At 73.6% G+C, this 20,314-nt stretch carries 17 protein-coding genes; 13 read left to right on the plus strand and 4 right to left on the minus strand.

Going from position 1 to position 20,314, the window contains the following annotated elements:
• Positions 1–263: 263 nt before the first annotated feature.
• The 3 genes from ACYVG5_RS20605 to ACYVG5_RS20615 are packed head-to-tail and all read right to left on the minus strand — an operon-like array spanning position 264 to position 2,924.
• Complete coding sequence (locus ACYVG5_RS20605; protein WP_222050585.1) at positions 264–1,475, minus strand: NAD(P)/FAD-dependent oxidoreductase; 1,212 nt, start codon at positions 1,473–1,475, stop codon at positions 264–266.
• A 13-nt stretch (positions 1,476–1,488) separates the two neighbouring features.
• Positions 1,489–1,689 carry a ferredoxin gene (locus ACYVG5_RS20610; RefSeq protein WP_222050584.1) on the minus strand — a complete coding sequence of 67 codons (201 nt, stop codon included), beginning with the start codon at positions 1,687–1,689 and terminating at the stop codon, positions 1,489–1,491.
• Complete coding sequence (locus ACYVG5_RS20615; RefSeq protein ID WP_460683501.1) at positions 1,686–2,924, minus strand: cytochrome P450; 1,239 nt, start codon at positions 2,922–2,924, stop codon at positions 1,686–1,688. Before ACYVG5_RS20615 ends, ACYVG5_RS20610 begins: the two co-directional genes overlap by 4 nt.
• A gap of 353 nt (positions 2,925–3,277) precedes the next feature.
• On the opposite strand from ACYVG5_RS20615, the gene ACYVG5_RS20620 reads away from it, so the two are divergent.
• The 11 genes from ACYVG5_RS20620 (at position 3,278) to ACYVG5_RS20670 (ending at position 17,157) form a co-directional block, all read left to right on the plus strand.
• Positions 3,278–5,041 (plus strand): thiamine pyrophosphate-binding protein, encoded by a 1,764-nt coding sequence (locus ACYVG5_RS20620; RefSeq protein WP_222050582.1) that lies wholly within the window; start codon positions 3,278–3,280, stop codon positions 5,039–5,041.
• Positions 5,035–6,849 (plus strand): ABC transporter permease, encoded by a 1,815-nt coding sequence (locus tag ACYVG5_RS20625; RefSeq protein ID WP_222050581.1) that lies wholly within the window; start codon positions 5,035–5,037, stop codon positions 6,847–6,849. Before ACYVG5_RS20620 ends, ACYVG5_RS20625 begins: the two co-directional genes overlap by 7 nt.
• A gap of 86 nt (positions 6,850–6,935) precedes the next feature.
• Positions 6,936–8,072 carry an ABC transporter substrate-binding protein gene (locus ACYVG5_RS20630; protein WP_222050580.1) on the plus strand — a complete coding sequence of 379 codons (1,137 nt, stop codon included), beginning with the start codon at positions 6,936–6,938 and terminating at the stop codon, positions 8,070–8,072.
• A 112-nt stretch (positions 8,073–8,184) separates the two neighbouring features.
• Entirely contained in the window at positions 8,185–9,183 is a 999-nt protein-coding gene (locus ACYVG5_RS20635; RefSeq protein WP_222050579.1) for an amidohydrolase family protein, read from the plus strand.
• Positions 9,184–9,195: 12 nt separating this feature from the next.
• Positions 9,196–10,251: a DODA-type extradiol aromatic ring-opening family dioxygenase gene (locus tag ACYVG5_RS20640; RefSeq protein ID WP_222050578.1), complete on the plus strand. Its 1,056-nt coding sequence runs from the start codon at positions 9,196–9,198 to the stop codon at positions 10,249–10,251.
• Positions 10,248–11,408, plus strand: coding sequence for an ABC transporter ATP-binding protein (locus ACYVG5_RS20645; RefSeq protein ID WP_222050577.1), 1,161 nt, complete (start codon positions 10,248–10,250; stop codon positions 11,406–11,408). The genes ACYVG5_RS20640 and ACYVG5_RS20645 overlap by 4 nt, the downstream gene beginning before the upstream one ends.
• Positions 11,409–11,487: 79 nt before the next feature.
• The gene (locus ACYVG5_RS20650; protein WP_222050576.1) at positions 11,488–13,398 is read left to right on the plus strand and encodes an FAD-dependent monooxygenase; all 1,911 of its coding nucleotides are present in this window, start codon (positions 11,488–11,490) and stop codon (positions 13,396–13,398) included.
• A gap of 247 nt (positions 13,399–13,645) precedes the next feature.
• Complete coding sequence (locus ACYVG5_RS20655; RefSeq protein WP_222050575.1) at positions 13,646–14,320, plus strand: RraA family protein; 675 nt, start codon at positions 13,646–13,648, stop codon at positions 14,318–14,320.
• Positions 14,317–15,006: an RraA family protein gene (locus ACYVG5_RS20660; RefSeq protein ID WP_222050574.1), complete on the plus strand. Its 690-nt coding sequence runs from the start codon at positions 14,317–14,319 to the stop codon at positions 15,004–15,006. The genes ACYVG5_RS20655 and ACYVG5_RS20660 overlap by 4 nt, the downstream gene beginning before the upstream one ends.
• Positions 15,003–15,647, plus strand: coding sequence for an RraA family protein (locus ACYVG5_RS20665; protein WP_222050573.1), 645 nt, complete (start codon positions 15,003–15,005; stop codon positions 15,645–15,647). The genes ACYVG5_RS20660 and ACYVG5_RS20665 overlap by 4 nt, the downstream gene beginning before the upstream one ends.
• A gap of 79 nt (positions 15,648–15,726) precedes the next feature.
• Entirely contained in the window at positions 15,727–17,157 is a 1,431-nt protein-coding gene (locus ACYVG5_RS20670) for an NAD-dependent succinate-semialdehyde dehydrogenase (protein WP_222050572.1), read from the plus strand.
• A gap of 44 nt (positions 17,158–17,201) precedes the next feature.
• Here ACYVG5_RS20670 and ACYVG5_RS20675 read toward each other — a convergent pair whose 3' ends face one another.
• Positions 17,202–18,026: an IclR family transcriptional regulator gene (locus tag ACYVG5_RS20675; RefSeq protein ID WP_222050571.1), complete on the minus strand. Its 825-nt coding sequence runs from the start codon at positions 18,024–18,026 to the stop codon at positions 17,202–17,204.
• A 59-nt stretch (positions 18,027–18,085) separates the two neighbouring features.
• On the opposite strand from ACYVG5_RS20675, the gene ACYVG5_RS20680 reads away from it, so the two are divergent.
• Both ACYVG5_RS20680 and ACYVG5_RS20685 read left to right on the plus strand, forming a co-directional pair.
• Positions 18,086–19,372 carry an FAD-dependent oxidoreductase gene (locus tag ACYVG5_RS20680; RefSeq protein WP_222050570.1) on the plus strand — a complete coding sequence of 429 codons (1,287 nt, stop codon included), beginning with the start codon at positions 18,086–18,088 and terminating at the stop codon, positions 19,370–19,372.
• Positions 19,369–20,271 carry a fumarylacetoacetate hydrolase family protein gene (locus ACYVG5_RS20685; RefSeq protein ID WP_460683502.1) on the plus strand — a complete coding sequence of 301 codons (903 nt, stop codon included), beginning with the start codon at positions 19,369–19,371 and terminating at the stop codon, positions 20,269–20,271. Before ACYVG5_RS20680 ends, ACYVG5_RS20685 begins: the two co-directional genes overlap by 4 nt.
• Positions 20,272–20,314 lie beyond the last annotated feature (43 nt).

Consider the following 20,314-nt stretch of genomic DNA (forward strand, 5'->3'; position numbering starts at 1 on the left):
CCCGGCTGTCCTCCCACGACCTCCGCTACACCCCCATGGGCGTCTTCCGCTCCGTCGACAAGCCGGTCTACGACCGGATGATGGCCGACCAGCTCGAGGACGCCCGCGCCCAGAACCCCGCCCACCTCGACACCCTCCTCACCGGCACCGACAGCTGGACCGTCCAGTAGGAGCGCCGCTTGCGCCGCCGAAAGCGGCAACGCAGACACCGACAGGGCCCGCTTCCCCGATGGGGAAGCGGGCCCTGTCCGCGACGAGGGCGACTACAACAACGCGGACAGGTCCGCGGGGGAGCGGCCGGCGCGGACGGCCGCCTTCAGCTTCGGGAACGCGGTGGGCAGCCCCACGCTGAGCGTGCCGGTGACCCGGCCGTCGCGGCAGTACCCCAGCACGAACTCCAGCGCCGCGACCGAGCCGTGTACCAGCGTGGTCTCATCGCCGGCGCGCAGCTCGCCCAGTTGCTGCACGCGGATCCCGTAGTGGTCGGTCCACACGTAGGGCAGCGGCTCCTGGTGCCGCCGCTCGGCCGGGGCCCGCAGCAGGTTGGCGCTGACCAGGCCGGCCTGCTCGACCGCGTTGGTCCAGTGCTCGACCGGCCGCGGGGGGCCACCGCCCGCCGCAGGCCAGGCCGCGACGTCGCCGACCGCCCAGACGTCGGGGAACGGGGTGGTCCCGGTCGCCTCGGCGGGCAGGCCGTGGCGGACATCCACGCCGTGCCCGGCCAGCCAATCGGTGGCCGGGCGCACGCCGATGCCCACGATGACGACGTCGGCGGGGACCCGGCTGCCGTCGTCCAGCACCAGGGCCTCGACCCGGCCGGTCCCGGTCAGGCCGGTGACCCGCCGGCCGAGCCGGAAGGTCACACCGCGGCTGCGGTGCAGGTCCAGCAGCGCGCCGGCACCGACCGGTCCGAGCGCGGCCTCGAGCGGGTGCAGGGAGGCGTCGACGACGGTCACCTCCAGTCCGCGCTGGCGCGCGGCGGAGGCGACCTCGGTGCCGATGAAACCCGCACCCACCACCGCGACCCGTGCCCCGGCGGTGAAGGCGTCGGCGAGGGCGAGCGCGTCCTCGAGGCGCCGCAGGTCGTGCACACCGGCCAGCCCCCTGGCATCGAACGGCCAGGCGTGCGGCGTGGCGCCGGTGGCGACGACGAGGGCGCCGTAGTCCAGCGGCTCGCCGGAGGCCAGGGTGAGCCGGTGCCCGGCCGGGTCCAGGCCGGTCACCCGTTCCCCGGTCCGGACGGCGATCTCCGCGCCGGCGAGGACGTCGGGTGCGGCCAGTCGCACCCGGTCGGCGTCCCAGCTGCCCAGCAGCAACTGCTTGGACAGCGGCGGGCGGTCGTAGGGCAGGTGGGGCTCCTCGCCCAGCACGACGAGCTCGCCGTCGAACCCGGCCCGGCGCAGGCCCTGCGCCGTCCGCAGCCCGGCCAGGCCGGCGCCGACCACCACCACGCGCGAGGGGACGGCGGCGGTCACCGCGGCGCAGCGCTCACGCGTCGCGGGACAGCGCGATGGCCTGCGTCGGGCAGAGGAACTGCGCGTCCTCCACCGCGGCGACCTCGTCGTCCCCGACCGTCTCCCGGTACTGGAGCTGTCCGCCCGCGGCGAAGGAGAACACCTCGGGAGCGGCCTCCACGCACTGGCCGTGCAGCTCGCAGACCTCGCTGTCGACGGTGACCCGGGCGGTCATCGGGCCGCCCCGACCGCGTCGACGGCCGCAGGGGACCGGAACGTGAGGGTGGCCGGCAGGCTGACCGGCCCGTGGTTGACGAAGCTGGCGCCGTAGGGCAGTTCGTCGACGGCCGCGGTGAGCTCGAACCCGGACAGCCGATCCAGCAGCACCTCGACGACGACGCGGCCCTCCAGCCGGGCCAGCGACGACCCGATGCAGGCGTGCGCGCCCTTGCCGAAGGCCAGGTGGGCGGCGGCGTTCGGCCGGTCCAGCTCCAGGTGCGGGCAGTTCGGCCAGGCCTTCTCGTCGCGGTTGGCGGAGCCGTAGAGGACGAAGAGCCGGGACCCCTCGGGGATCGCCACGCCGCCGACCTCGGCATCGGCCATCGCCAGCCGGTAGAAGCCTTGGATCGGGGCCTCCAGACGCAGCGACTCCTCGACGAACCCCTGGATCAGCGACGGGTCGGCAGCCAGCCGGTCGAACAGGCCGGGGTGGCGGGCCAGCAGCGCGATGCTGGAGGAGATGTGGTGGGTCGTGGTGATGTTGCCGGCGACCAGCAGCTCCACCACGAAGCTCACGCACTGGGTGCGGGTGAGCTCGCCGGCACGCTCGGCGGCGGCGATCTGGGAGAGCACGCTGGTGTCGACGACGCCGTCCCACTGGTCGAGCACCCGGCTGATGTAGCCGGAGAAGGCCTCCTGCACCTGCTCGCGCCGCACCGGGTCGCCGCCGTGGTTGCCGACGGAGCTGGTGATCTCCTCGGACCACTCGCGGAACTGGGCGACGTCCTCCGGCGGGACGCCGAGCACCATGCTGATCACCCGGACGGGCAGCAGCGCGGCCAGGTCGCGGACGAAGTCGACCTCCGGCAGGTCGCGGAGCCGGTCGACCTGGTCCTGGGCCAGCCGGCGGACCTCCGGCTCCCAGGCGGCGATCTTCGACGGGGTGAAGGCGCGGTTGACGATGGAGCGGCGCTTGGCGTGCTCCGGGTCGTCGGAGAGCAGCAGCAGCGGGGCGAGGGGCTGCTTGGGGTTCGACGGATCCGCCGGCGGCAGGAGGCGGCCCACGGTGTTCTGCGACGAGAACGTGCGCCCGTCGCGGAGCACCCGGACGACGTCCTCATGACGGGCCACGACGTAGGCGTCGATCTCCGGGGCGTAGTGCACGCCCTGCGCGCGCAGCTCCTCGTAGGCGCCGGCGGGGCAGCGCAGGGCGTCCTGATCGAGCGCGACCAACGGGGACAACGCGGACATGAGCACCTCCGGGCGGGTCGGCCGGAGCCGACGGGGAGAACGGGACGGCGCCGGCGCGGACACGGGACCGGGACGACGTCGATCGGCCGCCGTGACAGGCGGCACCAGACCGGACCGTATCGCGAAGTGTCCGCCTCCACGCAATACCTTGCTTGGGTATTCCGACATGTCGAATCGATCGTCGACAACCGGGTTGACCGATAGCGACGTCTCATGTGTGTTCCGTCTAAAAGAATAAGTTTGAAGAGTTGTCCTCAGGGCCGAACGGCCCGCTAGTGTTCGCCGTCACACGCAGGGTGCTGTGCCGCTTACAGCTGCCCACCCGCCGACCCGAGCGACGACGAGGGAGCCCGATGACCGCAGTGGCCGTGCCAGACGTCCGGGCGCCTCGCCGCACCCAGGGTGGCACCACCGTCACCCGGGGCGTGCTCGACGTGCTGGCGGCCTGGGGGGTGCAGCGCATCTACTGCTGTCCGGGCAGCACCGAGGCGGCCATGCTCGATTCCCTGGTCACCCGCAGCGACCTGGAACTGGTCCTGGTCACCCACGAGTCGGTGGCCGTCGCGATGGCCGAGGGCGATGCCCGGGCCACCGGCCGCCCCGCGGTTGCCTACCTGCACACCAACGTCGGGATGGCCAACGGACTGGCGCACCTGTCCTCGGCCCAGCTGTCCTCCGCTCCGGTGCTGGTGCTCAACGGGCTGAAGGCCTCGACCCTGGCCGGCCGCGGGGCGTTCACCACCCTCGCCCACCCGCGCGACATGGTCCGCCAGCACGTGAAGTGGGCGCACACCTGCGCGGCCGCGGACCTGGTCGTCGACGACGTCGACCGCGCGCTGCACGCCGCCATCGCCGAGCCCGCCGGCCCGGTGTGGCTGGGCCTTCCGCAGGATCTGCTCGAGACCGAGGCGCCGGTGCCCTCCCCGCCGGCCCGCCGCGCGGCCGGCAGCGGCCTGACCCGTCCGGCGCCGGACGCGGTCGCTGCCGCGGCCGTCCTGCTGGCCGGGGCGCAGCGCCCGGTGCTGGTGGCCGGCGGGGAGATCGCCCGCCGGCGGGCCACCGCGGAGGTGCTGACGCTGGCCGAGCGGCTCGGCGCGCCGGTCTTCACTGACGGACGGCGGGACTTCCAGGCCTCCACCGTCCCCACGGACCACCCGCTCGCCGCCGGGCTGTACGACCCCGCGCACCCCGCGGTCCGGGACGCCGACGTGGTGGCGTTCCTCGGTAGCCGCGTCTTCACCGAGTTCGAGGCCGGCGGGACCGACGAGCTGCCCGCGGCCGCCCGCCTGGTGCACCTGCACCCCGACGCGGCCGAGGTCGGCCGGCTCCACCCGGTGGACGCGCCGCTGGTCGGCGACCCGGTGCTCGCGCTGGCCGACCTCCTCGCTGCCTTGCCCGCGGACGTCGGCCGCCGCCGACCGGCCGCCGTGTCCGCCGGGGAGTCGGCGAGCCGCCCGGCCGCGGAGCGCTTCCCCGGCCACGTCGGGCTCGGCCCCGTGGTGGCCGCACTGGCCGACGCGGTCGCCGCCGCCGACGCGACCGTGGTGCTGGACGCGACCACCGCCACCGTCCCCCTGCTCCGCGGGCTCCGGACGACCCGCCCGGCCCAGCTGCTCTCCTCGGTCTCCGGCTCGCTCGGTTGGGGGATGGGCGCGGCGCTCGGCGTGGCCATGGCCGAGCCGGCGCACCGGGTGGTCTGCCTGCTCGGTGACGGCTCCTTCCAGTTCGGTCTGCCCGCGCTGTGGACCGCGGCCGCCGACAAGGTGCCGGTCACCTTCGTGGTGCTGAACAACCGCACCTACAGCGCGGTCGCCTCGGCGCTCAGCCGCTTCGGCGGTGCCGCCGCCGAGCAGGACCGCTGGCCCGGCACCGACATCACCGGCCTGGACATCGCCGCCGCGGCGCGTGCCTTCGGCGTTCCCGCCGAGCGCGTCGACCGCGTCGCCGACCTGCCCCGGGCACTCGCGCAGGCCCTGGCCGGCCCCGGGCCCGCCGTCGTCGAGGTGCTCACCGGGCCCGCATCGCCGCCCACCCAGCCGCCGTCCGCACAGTCCCCGTCCACCCCGACCGCGGCCGATCCGGCCGCCGCACCGGAAGGAGGTGGCCAGGCGTGGTGACCGTCCGCCGGCCCCGCACGCCCAGCACCGGCCCGTTCACCACGGCCCGGGGGCTCCTCCCGCTCATCGTGGTGAGCGTGTTCCTCTTCGCGCTGCCGATCGTGATGCTGATCATCGGCGCGTTCCGGAACGCACCACCCGGGCTTCCCGCCCAGTGGTCCCTGGACGCCTTCGGGCGGACCTACACCGACCCGGACTCCTACACGACGCTCGGCAACTCGGCGATGCTCTCCGGCGGCGGCACGATCCTGGCCACCGTCGTCGCGCTGCTGCTGGCCTTCCTCGTCTCGCGGACCAACACGCCACTGCGGCGGCTGGTCACCGTGGCGATGGTGCTGGTCGTGGCGCTGCCGCCGCTGTTCTACGCGATCAGCTGGGGCATGCTCGGCAACCCGGCCATCGGGATGCTGAACACCGTGTGGCGGGATCTCACCGGCAGCGACGGCACCCTGTTCAACGCGAACTCGTGGGCGGGCCTGCTGCTGGTGGCCATGGTGAAGGGCGCGGCGTTCAGCTACCTGCTGCTGCTGGGGCCGTTCCGGGCGATCGACCGCAGCCTCGAGGAAGCCGCCCAGGTCTCCGGCGCCGGCCGGCTGCGCACCCTGCTCGGCATCGACCTGGTGGTGCTCGCGCCGGCGATCACCGGAGTGGTCATCCTCAACTTCGTCATCGGCCTGGAGTCCTTCGAGGTTCCGCTGTTCCTGGGCACCCCGGCCGGGATCGACGTCTTCTCCACCCAGATCTACGCGTACATCTCCGACAGCACCCCCGCCGACTACGGCAGCGCGAGCGCCCTGTCGCTCCTGCTGGTGGCGCTGGTGATGCTGCTCGTGCTGGTCCAGTACAAGGTCCTCGGCCGCCGGAAGTACACGACGGTCTCGGGCAAGAGCTACCGCACCGACGTGTGGGACATCGGCGCGTGGAAGTGGCTGGGCGCGGCGTTCATCGTCGCCTACCTGCTGCTGGCGATCCTGCTCCCGCTGCTGCAACTCGTGCTCGGCAGCCTGCAACCGTTCTTCGGCGGCGCCGGCGTCTACTCGCTGGGCAACTACCAGGCACTGTTCAACGACCCGGCCACGGTCACCGCGTTGCGGACCACCCTGATCGTCGCCCTGGTCGGCGGGCTCATCGCGATGGCCCTGGCGCTGCTGATCGTCTACGCCATCGCGCACAACGAGTCGCGCTGGCGGCGGGTGCTCGACCTGCTCACCTGGCTGCCCTGGGCGGTGCCCGGCGTGGTCCTCAGCCTGGGGATCGCCTGGACCTACGTGAGCATCCCGGGCCTGCGCAACCTGTACGGCTCGATCATCGTGGTGATGACCGGCCTGGTGGTCGCCGCGATCCCGATCGCCACCCGCTCGGTGCAGCCGGCCATCGGTCAGATCACCCGGGAACTGGAGGAGGCCTCCCGGGTCAGCGGGGCGCCGCCGATGCGGATGTTCTTCGGCATCGTGCTGCCGCTGATCATGCCCAGCTTCCTGGCCGGCTGGTTCGTCGTCGCGATCGTGATCTCGGGCAACCTGGCGATCCCGATCCTGCTGTCCTCGGCGCAGAACCCCACCGTGCCGCTGATGGTCTACGAGCTCTACACCCAGGGGCAGACCTCCCGGGCGGCCGCGTTGTTCGTCGTCGTGCTGGGCGCGCTGCTGATCGGCCTGATCGTGATGGGCGGTCTGTCCGCCCTGCTCCGCCGCCGCATCACCGGCCGGCCGGACCCGGTGGCGGAGGCCGCCACCGTGGACCCGGGCAACGCGCCGCTCCCGCAGCCGCTGGAGCGCACCGAGCCGGAACCGGTCGGTAGCCGGTGACCACATCCGGGCGACGGGCGGCCGCAGCAGCGGGCGCCGGCCGCCGCGACCCGTTCGACCTGAGAACAACGACGAAGGGTAGGACCATGCGCCGAAAGCTCATCCCCACGGGAGCGATCTCCTGTGCGCTCTTGCTCGCGGTCACCGCCTGCGGTGGGGGAGGTGGCGGCGAGGAGACCCCGGAGGTCAACGCCGCCGCGGAGGGCAGCGTCAGCGCTGCCGACGCCGAGGCGCTGGGCGGCGAGGAAGCCGTCACCGCCATGCAGGAGCTGTACGAGGCCGCCCAGACCGCGGGGGAGACGACGGTCAACGTCTACGGCCCCGGTGAGAACGACAAGGTCGCGCTGTACGAGGTCTTCTCGCAGCGCTTCCCGGGTATCTCGGTCACCGGCACGTACCTGGTCGGTCCCGAGTTCGCCGCCAAGGTCCAGGCCGAGTTCGCCAGCGGCCAGCACGTCGCCGACATGGTCCAGGGCGGTGACACCTCGGTGGCGCCCTGGCTGGAGGAGGGGAAGTTCGTCGAGTTCGCGCCGGTGACGGCCGAGGAGCTCGACGCGGGCTTCCAGGACGAGGGCGACTTCCTCACCGCGGCCACCGGCAGCACATTCGGCTTCGTCTACAACACCAATCTGATGCCCGAGGCCGAGGCGCCCCAGGGCTGGGAGGACCTGACCGACCCCGCCTACCAGGGCAAGATGACCGCCGAGCCGCCCACGCGGAACGGCGGCGCCTTCGGCACGGTCTCCCACCTGCTGTGGGACGGGCGGTACGACGAGGAGTACCTGCGCGCGCTCGCCGCACAGGACATCGCCTTCCAGGCGTCGGGCCCGGTCGCCGGCGCCGCCGTGGCCACCGGCCAGTACGCGCTGAACCCCTTCTACCCCTACAGCTTCTACCTGCGGGACAAGGAGCAGGGCGCGCCGGTCGCCTTCGTCTTCCCGACCGAGGGCGGGGCGCACATCTCGCCGCACTACCTCGGCGTGCTGGACGGCGCCCCCAACCCCAATGCCGCCAAGCTGCTGACCACCTGGTTGTTCACCCCGGAGGGCCAGCAGGCCGCCTCGGACGTGGGCTACTACCCGCTGATGCCCGACAGCCCGGCGCCGGAGGGCTACCCGTCGGTCAACGAGCTCGACCTGCTCAAGCCCTTCCCGATCAGCGAGGTCGCCGAGATCTCCGCGGAGAACCTGGCCACGGCCAAGCGCGCCTTCGGCGCCGAGTGACCTGATCGACGGTGCCGGCGGAGAGGCCCCCGAGCCTCCCCGCCGGCACCCCGCCACCCCAGGCGGCACCCGTACTCGCCCGACACCGCACCAGACAGCCCCGGGAGAACCCATGAAGATCGACGTCCACGGACACGTCAGCGCCCCCGAATCGCTGTACGCCTACAAGGCCAACCTGCTCGCCCACCGGGGCGCCCACGGGCGGGGGACCGCCGGCGTCACCGACGAGACGCTGCGCGCCGCGCTGACCACCCCGAACAAGAGCTTCGGCGGCAAGTCGCACCTGGAGCACCTCGACGACGCCGGGGTGGACCTGCAGCTGATCTCGCCGCGGCCGTACCAGATGATGCACAGCGAGCAGGGCAAGCTCGTCCAGTGGTACGCCGAGGAGACGAACGACGCCATCGCGCGCACCGTCCGGCTCGAGCCCGACCGCTTCCGCGGCGTTGCCGGCATGCCGCAGAGCATGGAGCTGACCCCGGCCGACTGGACCGCGGAGCTCCGCCGCTGCGTGACCGAGCTCGGCTTCGTCGGCGCGATGCTCAACCCCGACCCGTACGAGGGCGCCGCGCAGCCGCCGGCCCTCGGTGAGCGCTTCTGGTACCCGGTGTGGGAGGCGCTGTGCGAGCTCGACGTCCCGGCGTTGATCCACTCCGCCGGCTGCCGCCCGCCGGCCCGGGAGAGCTATTCGCTGCACTTCATCCAGGAGGAGACCCTCGCGGTCGTGGGGCTGCTGTCGAGCAAGGTCTTCGACGACTTCCCCGACCTGAAGATCATCGTGTCGCACGGCGGGGGGGCCATCCCGTACCAGCGCGGCCGGTTCCTCCCCGGCGCCCTGCGCAACGGGACGACGTACGAAGAGCAGATGCGCAAGCTCTACTACGACACCTGCCTCTACACGCAGGACTCCATCGAGCTGCTGATCAAGGCGGTCGGCGTCGACCGATGCCTGTTCGGCACCGAGAAGCCGGGCACCGGCTCGATGCAGGACCCGGCCACGGGGCGCTGGATCGACGACATCCACCTGCTCATCGAGGACATCGAGTGGCTCGACGAGGGCCAGCGCAAGCAGTTGTTCGAGTCCAACGCCCGCGAGCTGTTCCGCCTCTAGGAGAGCGCACTCATGGCACAGACAGTCCTCGGCATCGGCACCTCCCACGCGCCGCAGCTGTCCACCCCGCCCGAGGAGTGGGGGCAGCGGGCGCGGGCCGACCGGCGCAACCCGGCGCTGGCCTACCGCGGGGGTGACTACTCCTTCGACCAGCTCAACGAACTGCGCAACGCGGCGTTCGCCGACGAGCTCGACCTCGAGCTGCAGCGCGAGCGGCACGCCCGCGCCCGCGCAGCGATCGACGAGCTGGGCCGGACCGTCCGGGACTCGGACGTCGACGTCCTGGTGGTGGTCAGCAGCGACCACAAGGAGATCTTCACCGACGAGCTGCTGCCGGCGTTCGCCGTCTACTGGGGCGACACGGTGCAGCACGAGCCGTTCACCCAGGAGCACCTGGACGCGATGCCCCCGGGGCTGTCGATCGCCGAGGTCGCGAACGTGCCGACCGAGAGCCGCACCCGGCCGTGCCACAGCGAGCTGGCCCAGCACCTGATCAAGGCGACCAGCGAGGCCGGCTTCGACGCCGGTGCCTCCAAGGAGCTGCCCGCGGGCGAGTACGGCAACCACGGCATCCCGCACGGTTGGGGGTTCGTCCTCCAGCAGGTACTGGGCGGGGAGTCCGACATCCCGATCGTGCCGGTGTTCGTGAACACCTTCTGGCAGCCCAACCCGCCGACCGCCCGCCGCTGCTACGACTTCGGGGTGGCGCTCGGGGAGGCGATCCGCAGCTTCCCGGCCGACCTCAAGGTGGGGGTGGTCGCGTCCGGCGGGCTGAGCCACTTCGTGATCGACGAGGAGCTCGACCGCGGGTTCCTCAAGGCGCTGGTGGACTCCGACGCCGACTTCATGTCAGCACTGCCCGCGGACCTGCTCCGCTCGGGCACCTCGGAGCTGCGCAACTGGATCGTCGTCGGTGGGGCGACGGCCGGCAGCCCGCTGACCGCCTCGGTCGTGGACTACATCCCCTGCTACCGGTCGGAGGCCGGTACCGGCTGCGGCATGGGCTTCGTCGCCTGGCAGGACGTCGCCGCAGCCGGCACGACGCACCACACGGAGGAGCGGGCATGAGCGGCGTGAAGATCGATGGTCTGGTCAAGGAGTTCGGCGGCTCGACCGCCGTGGAGCACCTGGACCTGGACATCGTCCCCGGGGAGTTCGTCACCCTGCTGGGGCCCAGCGGCTGCGGCAAGACGACCACGCTGCGCTGTCTGGCCGGGTTGGAGGTGCCGACCCGCGGGGAGATCAGCATCGCCGACCGGGTGGTCTACTCCGCCACGTCCGGCACCTTCGTGCCGCCGGACAAGCGCGACATCGGCATGGTGTTCCAGAGCTACGGGCTGTGGCCGCACATGACGGTGGCCGGCAACGTCGGCTACCCGCTCAAGCTGGCCAAGGTGGCCAAGCCCCAGGCGCGTGAGCAGGTCGTGGACATGCTGGACCGGGTCGGGCTGGCCGAGCGGATCGACCAGATGGCCACCTCGCTGTCCGGTGGCCAGCAGCAGCGGGTCGCGCTGGCCCGGGCGATGGTCAACCGGCCCACGCTGATGCTCTTCGACGAGCCGCTGTCCAACCTGGACGCGAAGCTCCGGCTGTCGATGCGGGCCCAGATCCGGGAGCTGCACGACCAGCTCGGCACCACCTCGGTGTACGTGACCCACGACCAGGAGGAGGCCATCGCACTGGCCGACCGGGTCGTGGTCATGAACATGGGCCGGATCGAGCAGGTCGGCAGCCCGCGGGAGCTCTACCGCCGCCCGGCCAGCGCGTTCGTGGCCGACTTCATGGGCTTCCAGAACATCCTGCAGGGCACGGTCGGGGACGTGCTGGCCGGCGGCTACGTCGTCGGGGTGACCGGTACGAACACCGCCGTCCGGGTCGCGGGCGCGGCGCCCGGCCCGGCCGGCACCCCGGCGGCCGTGGCCTTCCGGGCCTCGCACGTCTGCGTGAACGCGGAACGGTCGCCCGACGCGAGCACGCTCACCGGCCGGATCAAGGCGTCCACCTACCTGGGCAGCTGCATGCGGGTGCTGGTGGACGTGGGCGGGGCGCTGGTCCGGGCCCAGGTCGACGAGGGCGAGCTGCATCGCTTCGGTCCCGACGACCTGTCGCCGGGGCACGAGGTCACCCTCAGCGTGCCGGCCGCGCAGGTCGTCGGGCTGCCCGGCGACGGACCCGCCGCCGCCGGCGTCACCGCACCCCGGTTGCCGGCCGCGGTCGCCGGCTGAGCCGCGCCGCCCGCTGACCGCCGCCGGCCGGCGGCGGCCGGCGAGCGCGCCCGGCCGCCGTTCCCGACGAGGAGATCCCGTGCCCCCACCGACCGTCAGCCGGCCCGCCCTGCTTGCCCCGCTGGACCCCGCGCACTGGCCCGAGGAGGTGCCGGTGCTCATCGTCGGGGGCGGCCCGGCCGGCCTGTCGGCGGCGGTGCTGCTCGCCCAGCGGGGTGTCGAGGTGCTGCTCGTCGAACGCCGCGGCTTCACCTCGCACTATCCGCGGGCGCACCTGCTCAACGTGCGGACCATGGAGATCCTCGCGGAGATGGGGGTGGCCGACGACGTCTACGCCCTGGCCCCCAGCGACGACCGGTGGCGCAAGGTCGTCTGGTACACGTCGGTCGGCGGGCCGACGCCGCTGCACGGGGTCAAGCTCGGTGAGGTGCCCGCCTGGGGCGGTGGCCCGGACGCGGTGCGGTACGCCGAGGCGAGCCCGCGGCGGTTCTCCAACCTGCCGCAGATCCGGCTGGACCGGCTGCTGTGGCAGCACGCCGACGCGTGCGCCCCCGGGCGGATCCGCGGCGGCCAGGAGCTGACCGGCCTCGAGCAGCAGGACGGGAACGGGATCACCGCCACGGTCACCGACCGCGCCACCGGCGCCGTCCGGCAGGTGCGCGCCCGCTACCTGGTGGCCGCCGACGGTGGCCGGGTCAGCGCCGGTCTGCTGGGCACCGAGCTGGACGGGCCGCGGGCCATCCGCGACGTGGTCAGCCACTACGTGAGCACGGACCTCCGGACGTGGTCCGAGCCCGATGCGCTGCTCGCGCACTTCATCCAGCCATCGGGGCAGGGGCGAACGGTGGGGGCGCTGCAGGCGCTGGGCCCGCTCCGGTACGGGCGGGAGTCGCCGGAGTGGGTGGTCGCCCTGACCCCCCGCCCCGGCGACCCGGCCGACGGCACCGTGGCGGAGGACGAGGAGGGCCTGCTGGCCCGCGCCCGGGCGATGCTCGGGCTGCCCGCCGACCATCCGATCACCCGGCACGCCAGCAGCCACTGGCAGTACGAGGGCGTGGTGGCCCGGCGGTTCCGGATCGGCTCGGCCTTCCTGGTGGGCGACGCCGCGCACCGGCACCCGCCGACCGGCGGGCTGGGGCTCAACTGCGCGGTGCAGGACGTGCACAACCTCGCCTGGAAGCTGGCCGCGGTGCTCGGCGGCCAGGCCGACGACGGCCTGCTCGACAGCTACGAGCGGGAGCGCCGGCCGATCGCGGCGTACTACACCGCACATGCGCTGGAGAACGCCGGCCGGCACGCGCCGATCGGCGCCGCGCTGGGCCTGGCGCCGGGGCAGTCGGAGGAGGACGGCTGGCACCAGGTGGAGGTCTTCCTCAGCGACACCCCGGACGGGGCGGAGCGCCGGGCCCGGGTCGCCGCGGCCGTGGCGGAGAACGCCAACGACTACAGCCAGCTCAACGTGGAGGCCGGCTACTCCTATCCCGCCGGTGCCCTGGTGGCCGACGGCACCCCGCCGCCACCCGGGCACGACTCCCCGATCGAGTACCAGCCCACCACCCGGCCGGGGCACCACCTGCCGCACGTGTGGGTGGGCGAGGGCGGCGGGGTCGCCGAGCCGGTGTCCACCCTCGACCTGGTGTCGACCGGCGCCGCCTTCACGCTCTTCACCGGGCCGGCCGGGGCCGGCGCGTGGCGGGAGGCGGCCGGTGCCGTGGTGGGGCCCGCGGCGTTCGGGGTCGAGGTGGTCGTCGTCCCGGACGCCGTGGCCGGCTGGGCCCAGGTGCGGGAGGTCGGGCCGGCCGGGGCGGTGCTGGTGCGCCCGGACCGGAAGGTGGCCTGGCGGGTGGCCGACCTGCCGGGCGACCCGGTGGGCGAGCTGCGGGCCGCGGTGCTGCTCGTGCTGAACGGCGGGTGCGTGCCGGCCGGCGCGGACCCCGCCGACCCGTTCCTCGCCCGGATCCGGCAGGCCGCCCTCGCGCTGGGCCGATGACCGGTGCCGGCCGCGAGGACTGTTCTGTCCAGCGGAATGGAGATCGGGCTGCGTTCCGCAGACTGAGCAGGATGTGTAGCGTCCGCCACAGGCCGACCATCCCCCGCGCGGATGGTGCCCGGCACGCGCAGGTACCCAGTCCAACGGAAGGTGGCACGACCATGGCACGACCCGCCCTCGACGGAGGCAGCGCACCCGGGCACCGCCCGGCCGCGCGGGCCGTCCCGGCCCCGACGGCAGGATCCCGATGACCGGCCCGGCGCCGGACGCGCTCGACCGGCTGCGCGCGCTGGACACCTGCGCCGTCTCCGATGCCCTGGACACCCTCGGGCTCTCCGGGGCGACCACCGGCATCCGCCCGCTGTGGTCGGTGCCCGCGCCGGTCGCCGGTCGGGTCCGCACGGTCCTGGCCGGGCCCCGCGAGTCCGGCCGGCCCGCGCAGCACATCGCCGCCGCGGCCATCGAGGCCGCCGACGCCGGCGACGTGCTGGTCATCGCCAACTCCGGCCGGGTGGACGTCTCCAGCTGGGGCGGCATCCTCACCCGCGCCGCCCGGCTGCGCGGCATCGGCGGCGTGGTCATCGACGGCGCCTGCCGGGACATCGCCGAGAGCGAGGAGCACGACTTCCCGGTGTTCGGTCGCGCCGTGGTGCCGGTGAGCGCCCGCGGCCGGATCGTCCAGCTGGCCATGGAGGAGCCGATCGAGGTCGCCGGGACGACCGTGCACCCCGGTGACGCCGTCCTTGCCGACCGCAACGGCGTGGTCTTCGTGCCCGCCGCCGAGCTCGACCGGGTCATCGGCCTGGCCGAACGCATCGTCGCCCGGGAGGCGGCCATGGCCGAGGCCGTGACCAGCGGGCAGCCGGTCACCGCGGTCATGCACGACAGCAAGTTCCCGACGGTCGAGGAGGCCACCCCGTGACCCACCCCGTCGACGCACAGCCGGCCGCCGCCCCGCCGGGCGCCGAGCCGCACCCGCTCGCCCGCTTCTCCGCCGCCACGGTGTCCGACGCCCTCGACCGGCTCGGCCGGCCCGGGTCGATGCTCGGCATCGCGCCGCTGTTCGACGGCGCCCGGCTGTGCGGCCGGGCGTTCCCCGTCCGGTACGTGACCGCCGGCTCGCCGCCCGGCACGGTGGGCGACTACCTCGACGACGTCGCCCCCGGTCAGGTCGTCGTGCTCGACAACGGCGGCCGCACCGACTGCACCGTCTGGGGCGACATCCTCACCGCGATGGCTTCCCACCGGGGGATCGGCGGCACGGTGATCGACGGCGTCTGCCGCGACGTGCAGCGCGCGCTGGGCGTCGGCTACCCGATCTACAGCAAGGGCCGCTTCATGCGCACCGGCAAGGACCGGGTCGAGGTCTCCGACGTGGGCCGGCCGGTGAGCGTCGGCGGGGTCAACGTCGCCGCCGGCGACCTGCTGCTCGGCGACGCCGACGGCGTGGTCGCCGTTCCGCCGGCGGTCGAGGAGCAGGTGCTGGAGATCTGCACCGCCATCGAGGTCCGTGAGGACGCGATCGTCGCCGACGTGCTGGCGGGCACCAGCCTCACCGAGGCGCGCGCCCGGCACGGCTACCACCTGCTCCAGCGGCACGACGCATGAGCGTCCCGCGACTGACCACGGAGCTGACAGCGGAGCTGCTCACGCTGGGCAGCGCCACGATCTACGAGGCCTCCGGCCTGGACTGCTACCTGCCGGCCACGCTGCGGCCGGTGTGGGCCGGCGCCGGCGTGGTCGGCACCGCGCTCCCGGTGCGCACGGCGGCGGGGGACAACCTGCCGCTGCACCTGGCCCTGGAGCAGGCCGCGGACGGCGAGGTGCTGGTGGTCGACGCCGCCGCCGCGCCGCACGGCTACTGGGGTGAGGTGCTCACCGTGGCGGCGCAGCAGCGCGGCGTCCTCGGGCTGGTCATCGACGGCGGTGTGCGCGACACCGCCCAGCTCGAGCAGCTCGGCTTCCCGGTGTGGAGCAGCTCGGTGGCGCTGCGCGGCACCGGCAAGGGTGATGCCGGCACCGTCGGAGAGCCACTGACCCTCGGCGTCGCCCCGGTGGCCCGCGGTGACCTGGTGGTCGGCGACGCCGACGGCGTGGTCGTCGTGCCGGCCCACCGGGTGCCGGACGTCCTCACCGCGGCCCGGGCCCGGGCCGCGAAGGAGGCCGGTTACCTGGACCGGCTGCGTGCGGGCGAGACCACGATGGCCGTGTACGGGTTCGCCCGGACCGGCGGCGCGGTCGCGGACTAAGCCCCGCGGGGCCGGCGCCCGGCCCCGCATCCCGGACGTCGGCGGACGCGCGACGTCCCGAACCGGAACGAGGAGCCCCATGGAGTACCCCGAGCTGTCGCTGCTCGTCGACGGCCGCTGGGTCGGCCGCGGCGACCGCGACGTCCGCCCGGTCATCGACCCGGCCACTGGTCAGCCGGTCGGCGAGCTGCCGATGGCCACCACCGCCGACCTCGACGAGGCGTGCGAGGCCGCCGGCCGGGCGTTCCGCAGCTGGCGCGAGACCCCGGCCTACGACCGGTACGGCGTCCTCCGCCGGGCCGCCGAGCTGCTGCGCGAGCGAGCCGACGAGATCGGCCGGGTGACCACCATCGAGCAGGGTAAGCCGGTCGGCGAGGCCATCCAGGAGGTGTACGGCGCCGCCGACATCCTCGACTGGTTCGCCGAGGAGGGCCGTCGCGTGTACGGCCGGATCGTGCCGTCCCGCCGGCCCGGCGTGCGCCAGCTCGTGCTGCGCCAGCCGGTCGGTCCGGTGGCGGCGTTCACGCCGTGGAACTTCCCGATCACCATCCCGGCGCGCAAGATCGGCGGCGCGCTCGCCGCGGGCTGCACCATGGTGATCAAGCCGGCCGAGGAGACCCCGGCCACCGGGCTGGCACTCGCCCGCGCCCTCGTGGATGCCGGGCTGCCGCCGGGCGTGCTGTCGGTGGTGTTCGGCGACCCGGCCACCGTGTCGAGCCACCTGATCCGGCACCCGCAGGTCCGCAAGGCCACCTTCACCGGCTCCACCGCGGTCGGTCGGCAGATCGCCGCGCTGGCCGCCGAAGGCGTCAAGCGGGTCACCCTGGAGCTGGGCGGGCACGCCCCCGTGCTCGTCTTCGACGACGCGGACCTCGACAAGGCCGCGAAGCTGGCGGTCGGCGCGAAGTTCCGCAACGCCGGCCAGATCTGCATCGCCCCTACCCGCTTCCTGGTGCAGGAGGGGGCGTTCGAGGAGTTCACCAAGCGCTTCGCCGCGGCGATCGACGAGCTGCGCCTGGGCAACGGGCTGGACCCGGAGACCACTCTCGGGCCGCTGGCCCACGATCGGCGCCCGCCGGCGATGGCCGCGCTCGTCGACGATGCCATCGGCCGGGGTGCCGAGCTGCTCACCGGCGGCGGGCCGGGGGAGCAGGGCGGGTACTTCTGGCAGCCGACGTTGCTGGCCGGCCTGGACCCGGCAGCGCGGGTGATGAGCGAGGAGCCCTTCGGCCCGCTGGCGCTCGCCGTCCCGTTCACCGACCTGGAGGAGGGGCTGGCCGCGGCCAACGCGCTGCCCTACGGGCTGGCCTCGTATGCCTTCACCGCCGACCGGGCGACCGCCTACGCGGTCTCCGAGGGCATCGAGGCGGGCATGCTCGCGGTCAACCACTTCATGCTCACCGCGCCCGAGACGCCGTTCGGCGGGGTCAAGGACAGCGGCTACGGCTCCGAGGGCGGCGCCGAGGGCATCGAGGACTACCTGTTCGCCAAGCTGGTGAGCGAGGCATGACCCGGCTGCCGCCCCGAGCTGGCCGTCCCTCCCCGGGTCGGCGGTCAGCTCGGGGCGTGCAGCCGCTCCTGCACCAGCCGGGCCGCCCGCAGCACCGCGGGGGCGTGCGCCCGGATGCCCTCGATGCTGCCGGTCCGGCTGCTGGGCGCGGCGATGCCGATCGCGGCCAGCGGGGTGCCGGCGGTGTCGCGCAGCGCGACCGCGACCGCGGAGACGCCCTCGGCGCTCTCCTCCCAGTTCAACGCATAGCCCTGGGCGCGGATCTCGGCCAGCTGCTCGTGCAGCTCGGCGAGGTCGGTGAGCGAGGTCGCCGTCCTGACGCTCAGCTCGGGGCCGGGGTACCGGCGCTCCAGCTCGCTCAGCGGCAGCTCGGCCAGGATCGCCTTGCCGACCGCGGAGGCGTGCGCCAGCCGGACGACGCCGGTCCGGTTGCCCACCCGGACCGACCGGGCGCTCTCCACGCAGTCGACGAAGCGGATGGTGTCCCGCTCCAGGACGGCGAGGCTGGCCGTCTCCTGGGTCTGCTCGCGCAGCTCCTCGAGCACCGGACGGGCGACCCGGCGGATGTCGATCCGGCTGATCGCGGCCAGGCCGATCTCGTTGAGCGCGGGGCCGGGCCGGTAGGCGCCGTTGGGTCGGTCCTGCATCACGAAACCGCGCCGGCGCAGCGCGCTGAGCAGCCGGTGCGCGGTGGAGCGGGCGACGCCGAGCAGGTCGGCGGCCTCGGCGACCCGCAGCGCCTGACGTTCCCCGATCAGCTGCAGCAGCCACAGCGCGTTGTCGACCGAGGTGAGACCGCCGCCGCCGACCGCGGACTCCGCCTCGGTCGGGCGGGTCGGCGGACGACGCGCGGCAGGTTCATTCGCCATAGCGGAACTGTAACGCAGGTGCTTCGGTTGCGCGGAATAAAGCCGTAAGTTCCTCGACCATGACCACCGTTCCCTGGAGCGCCGCCACGGCCCGTCCGATCACTGCCGACCGGCCGGTCGTCGTCGTCGGAGGCGGGCCGGTCGGGATGACCGCCGCGGCGACGCTGGCCGCCGAGGGCCTGCCCGTCGTCCTCGTCGAGCTGCACCCCGAGCCGCGGCCCGACTGGCGGGCCAGCACGTTCCACGCGGCCACGCTGGAGCTGCTGGAGACGATCGACATCACCACCCAGATGCACGCCGAGGGCCTGGTGGTGCCGAAGTACCAGTTCCGCGACCGGCACGACGGCCTGGTCGCCGAGTTCGACTTCCGGCTGCTGGCCGACGAGACCCGTTTCCCGTACCGGCTGCAGCTCAACCAGCAGCACCTGGTGCGGATGCTGTTCGACCGCCTGCAGTCCGACGACCGGGTGCAGCTGCGCTTCGGCACCCGGCTGACCGGGCTCGAGGTCACCGCCGACGGCGCCACGCTGCGGCTGTCCGGCCCCGACGGCGACACCGCGCTCAGCGCGTCCTACGTGATCGGCGCTGACGGTCCCCGCAGCGCCGTCCGCAACGCGCTCGGCGTCGCGTTCGAGGGATTCACGTACCCGGAGCGGTTCGCGATCACCAGCACCTCGGTGGACCTGCAGGAGCTGCTGCCCGATCTCGCCCACGTCAACTACGTCGCCGACCCGGAGGAGTGGCTGTTCATCCTCCGGACGCCGGAATCCTGGCGGGTCGTCTGGCCGGTGCCCGCGGGGCTCACCGACGAGCAGGTCGACGATCCGGAGTACCTGCAGTCGCAGCTGCAGCGGGTCGCCCCCTACGAGGCCGGCTACCCGGTCATCGACCACCAGGTCTACAACGTGCACCAGCGGGTGGCTTCGGCCATGCGGGTGGGGCCGGTGCTGCTGGCCGGTGACGCCGCGCACATCAACTCGCCGATCGGGGGCGTCGGGCTGAACTCCGGCATCCACGACGCCATGGACGGCGCCCGCCGGCTCGGCCGGATCGGCCGGGACGCAGGGGTGGACAGCGAGGCCGAGCTCGCCGCCTACGACCGGGTCCGCCGCGCCGTGGCCGTCGAGTACGTGCAGGCCGACACCCAGCGCAACACCGACCGGCTGCGCGAGTCCGACGACACGGTGCGCCGGCAGCACCAGGACGACATGCGCGCCATGGCCGCCGACCCGGACAAGGCCCGCGCCTACATCCGCCGGGTGTCGCTGCTGGAGAGCGTGCAGCGCTTCGGCATCGGCCGGACCCCGGCCGAGCTCGGGCTCGACGTGGAGGTCACCGCCCGATGAAGCTGGCCCTGTTCGACTCTGCTGCCGGCATGGCCCGGTTGGGTGTGGTGACGACCGGTCCGGACGGGTCGGCCGAGGGTGCGTCGGTGGTGGATGTGACCGGTGCGTTGCCGTGGGCGCATGATCCGGATCCGGTGACGGCGGGGTGGTGGCGGGCGTTGTGCCGGGATTTCGAGCTGTTGCGTCCGGTGTTGGAGAAGGCCGTGGCCGAGGGGCCGGCGGTGTCGTTGGGGGAGGTGTCGTTGCGGGCGCCGGTGTTGTCGCCGTCGAAGATCGTGGCGGCGGCGTCGAACTATGGCGAGCACGTGGCGGAGATGCACGGGGTGCAGGAGCGGACGTTGGGCCGGGTGGAGGCCTGGATGATGGAGTTCGACGTCTTCTTGAAGGCTCCGTCGTCGATCGTGGGGCCGGGTGCTGCGGTGGTGCTTCCCGATGAGGTGGTGGCCCGGGGTTTCGAGGTGCACCACGAGTCGGAGTTGGTGATCGTGATCGGTGCGGGTGGGCGGGACATCCCGTTGGAGTCGGCGATGGAGCACGTGCTGGGGTTCACCGCTGGGTTGGACATCACGGTGCGGTCCCCGGCGGACCGGTCGAAGCGGAAGTCCTATGACTCGTTCTCTCCGTTGGGGCCGTGGATCGTGACCCGGGACGAGGCGGGGGACGGCGGGGATCTGGACATCCTGCTCACCTCCGGCGGTCAGGTGCGGCAGTCGGTGAACACTGCCGATCTGCTCACCCCGGTGCCGCAGATCGTGGCCTACGCCAGCTCGATCATGACGCTGAACCCCGGTGATGTGTTGTTCACCGGGGCGCCTCCCGGGGTCGGGCCGATCACCGCCGGCGAGACGCTGGAGATGACCATCAGCCGCATCGGCGCCATGACCGTCACGGTCACCTGAGCAGGCCGGGCGCCGTCCTCCCGCCGCCGGCGCTCGCCGTGTC

Source organism: Modestobacter lapidis (assembly GCF_054780755.1).

Excerpts from the sequence above, each read along its gene's own strand:
- ACYVG5_RS20655 (WP_222050575.1), top strand. The coding sequence starts at position 13,646 with ATGACCGGCCCGGCGCCGGACGCGCTCGACCGGCTGCGCGCGCTGGAC.
- ACYVG5_RS20680 (WP_222050570.1), top strand. The coding sequence starts at position 18,086 with ATGACCACCGTTCCCTGGAGCGCCGCCACGGCCCGTCCGATCACTGCC.
- ACYVG5_RS20620 (WP_222050582.1), top strand. The coding sequence starts at position 3,278 with ATGACCGCAGTGGCCGTGCCAGACGTCCGGGCGCCTCGCCGCACCCAG.
- ACYVG5_RS20670 (WP_222050572.1), top strand. The coding sequence starts at position 15,727 with ATGGAGTACCCCGAGCTGTCGCTGCTCGTCGACGGCCGCTGGGTCGGC.
- ACYVG5_RS20610 (WP_222050584.1), bottom strand. The coding sequence starts at position 1,689 with ATGACCGCCCGGGTCACCGTCGACAGCGAGGTCTGCGAGCTGCACGGC.
- ACYVG5_RS20630 (WP_222050580.1), top strand. The coding sequence starts at position 6,936 with ATGCGCCGAAAGCTCATCCCCACGGGAGCGATCTCCTGTGCGCTCTTG.
- ACYVG5_RS20615 (WP_460683501.1), bottom strand. The coding sequence starts at position 2,924 with ATGTCCGCGTTGTCCCCGTTGGTCGCGCTCGATCAGGACGCCCTGCGC.
- ACYVG5_RS20645 (WP_222050577.1), top strand. The coding sequence starts at position 10,248 with ATGAGCGGCGTGAAGATCGATGGTCTGGTCAAGGAGTTCGGCGGCTCG.
- ACYVG5_RS20640 (WP_222050578.1), top strand. The coding sequence starts at position 9,196 with ATGGCACAGACAGTCCTCGGCATCGGCACCTCCCACGCGCCGCAGCTG.
- ACYVG5_RS20665 (WP_222050573.1), top strand. The coding sequence starts at position 15,003 with ATGAGCGTCCCGCGACTGACCACGGAGCTGACAGCGGAGCTGCTCACG.
- ACYVG5_RS20685 (WP_460683502.1), top strand. The coding sequence starts at position 19,369 with ATGAAGCTGGCCCTGTTCGACTCTGCTGCCGGCATGGCCCGGTTGGGT.
- ACYVG5_RS20675 (WP_222050571.1), bottom strand. The coding sequence starts at position 18,026 with ATGGCGAATGAACCTGCCGCGCGTCGTCCGCCGACCCGCCCGACCGAG.
- ACYVG5_RS20635 (WP_222050579.1), top strand. The coding sequence starts at position 8,185 with ATGAAGATCGACGTCCACGGACACGTCAGCGCCCCCGAATCGCTGTAC.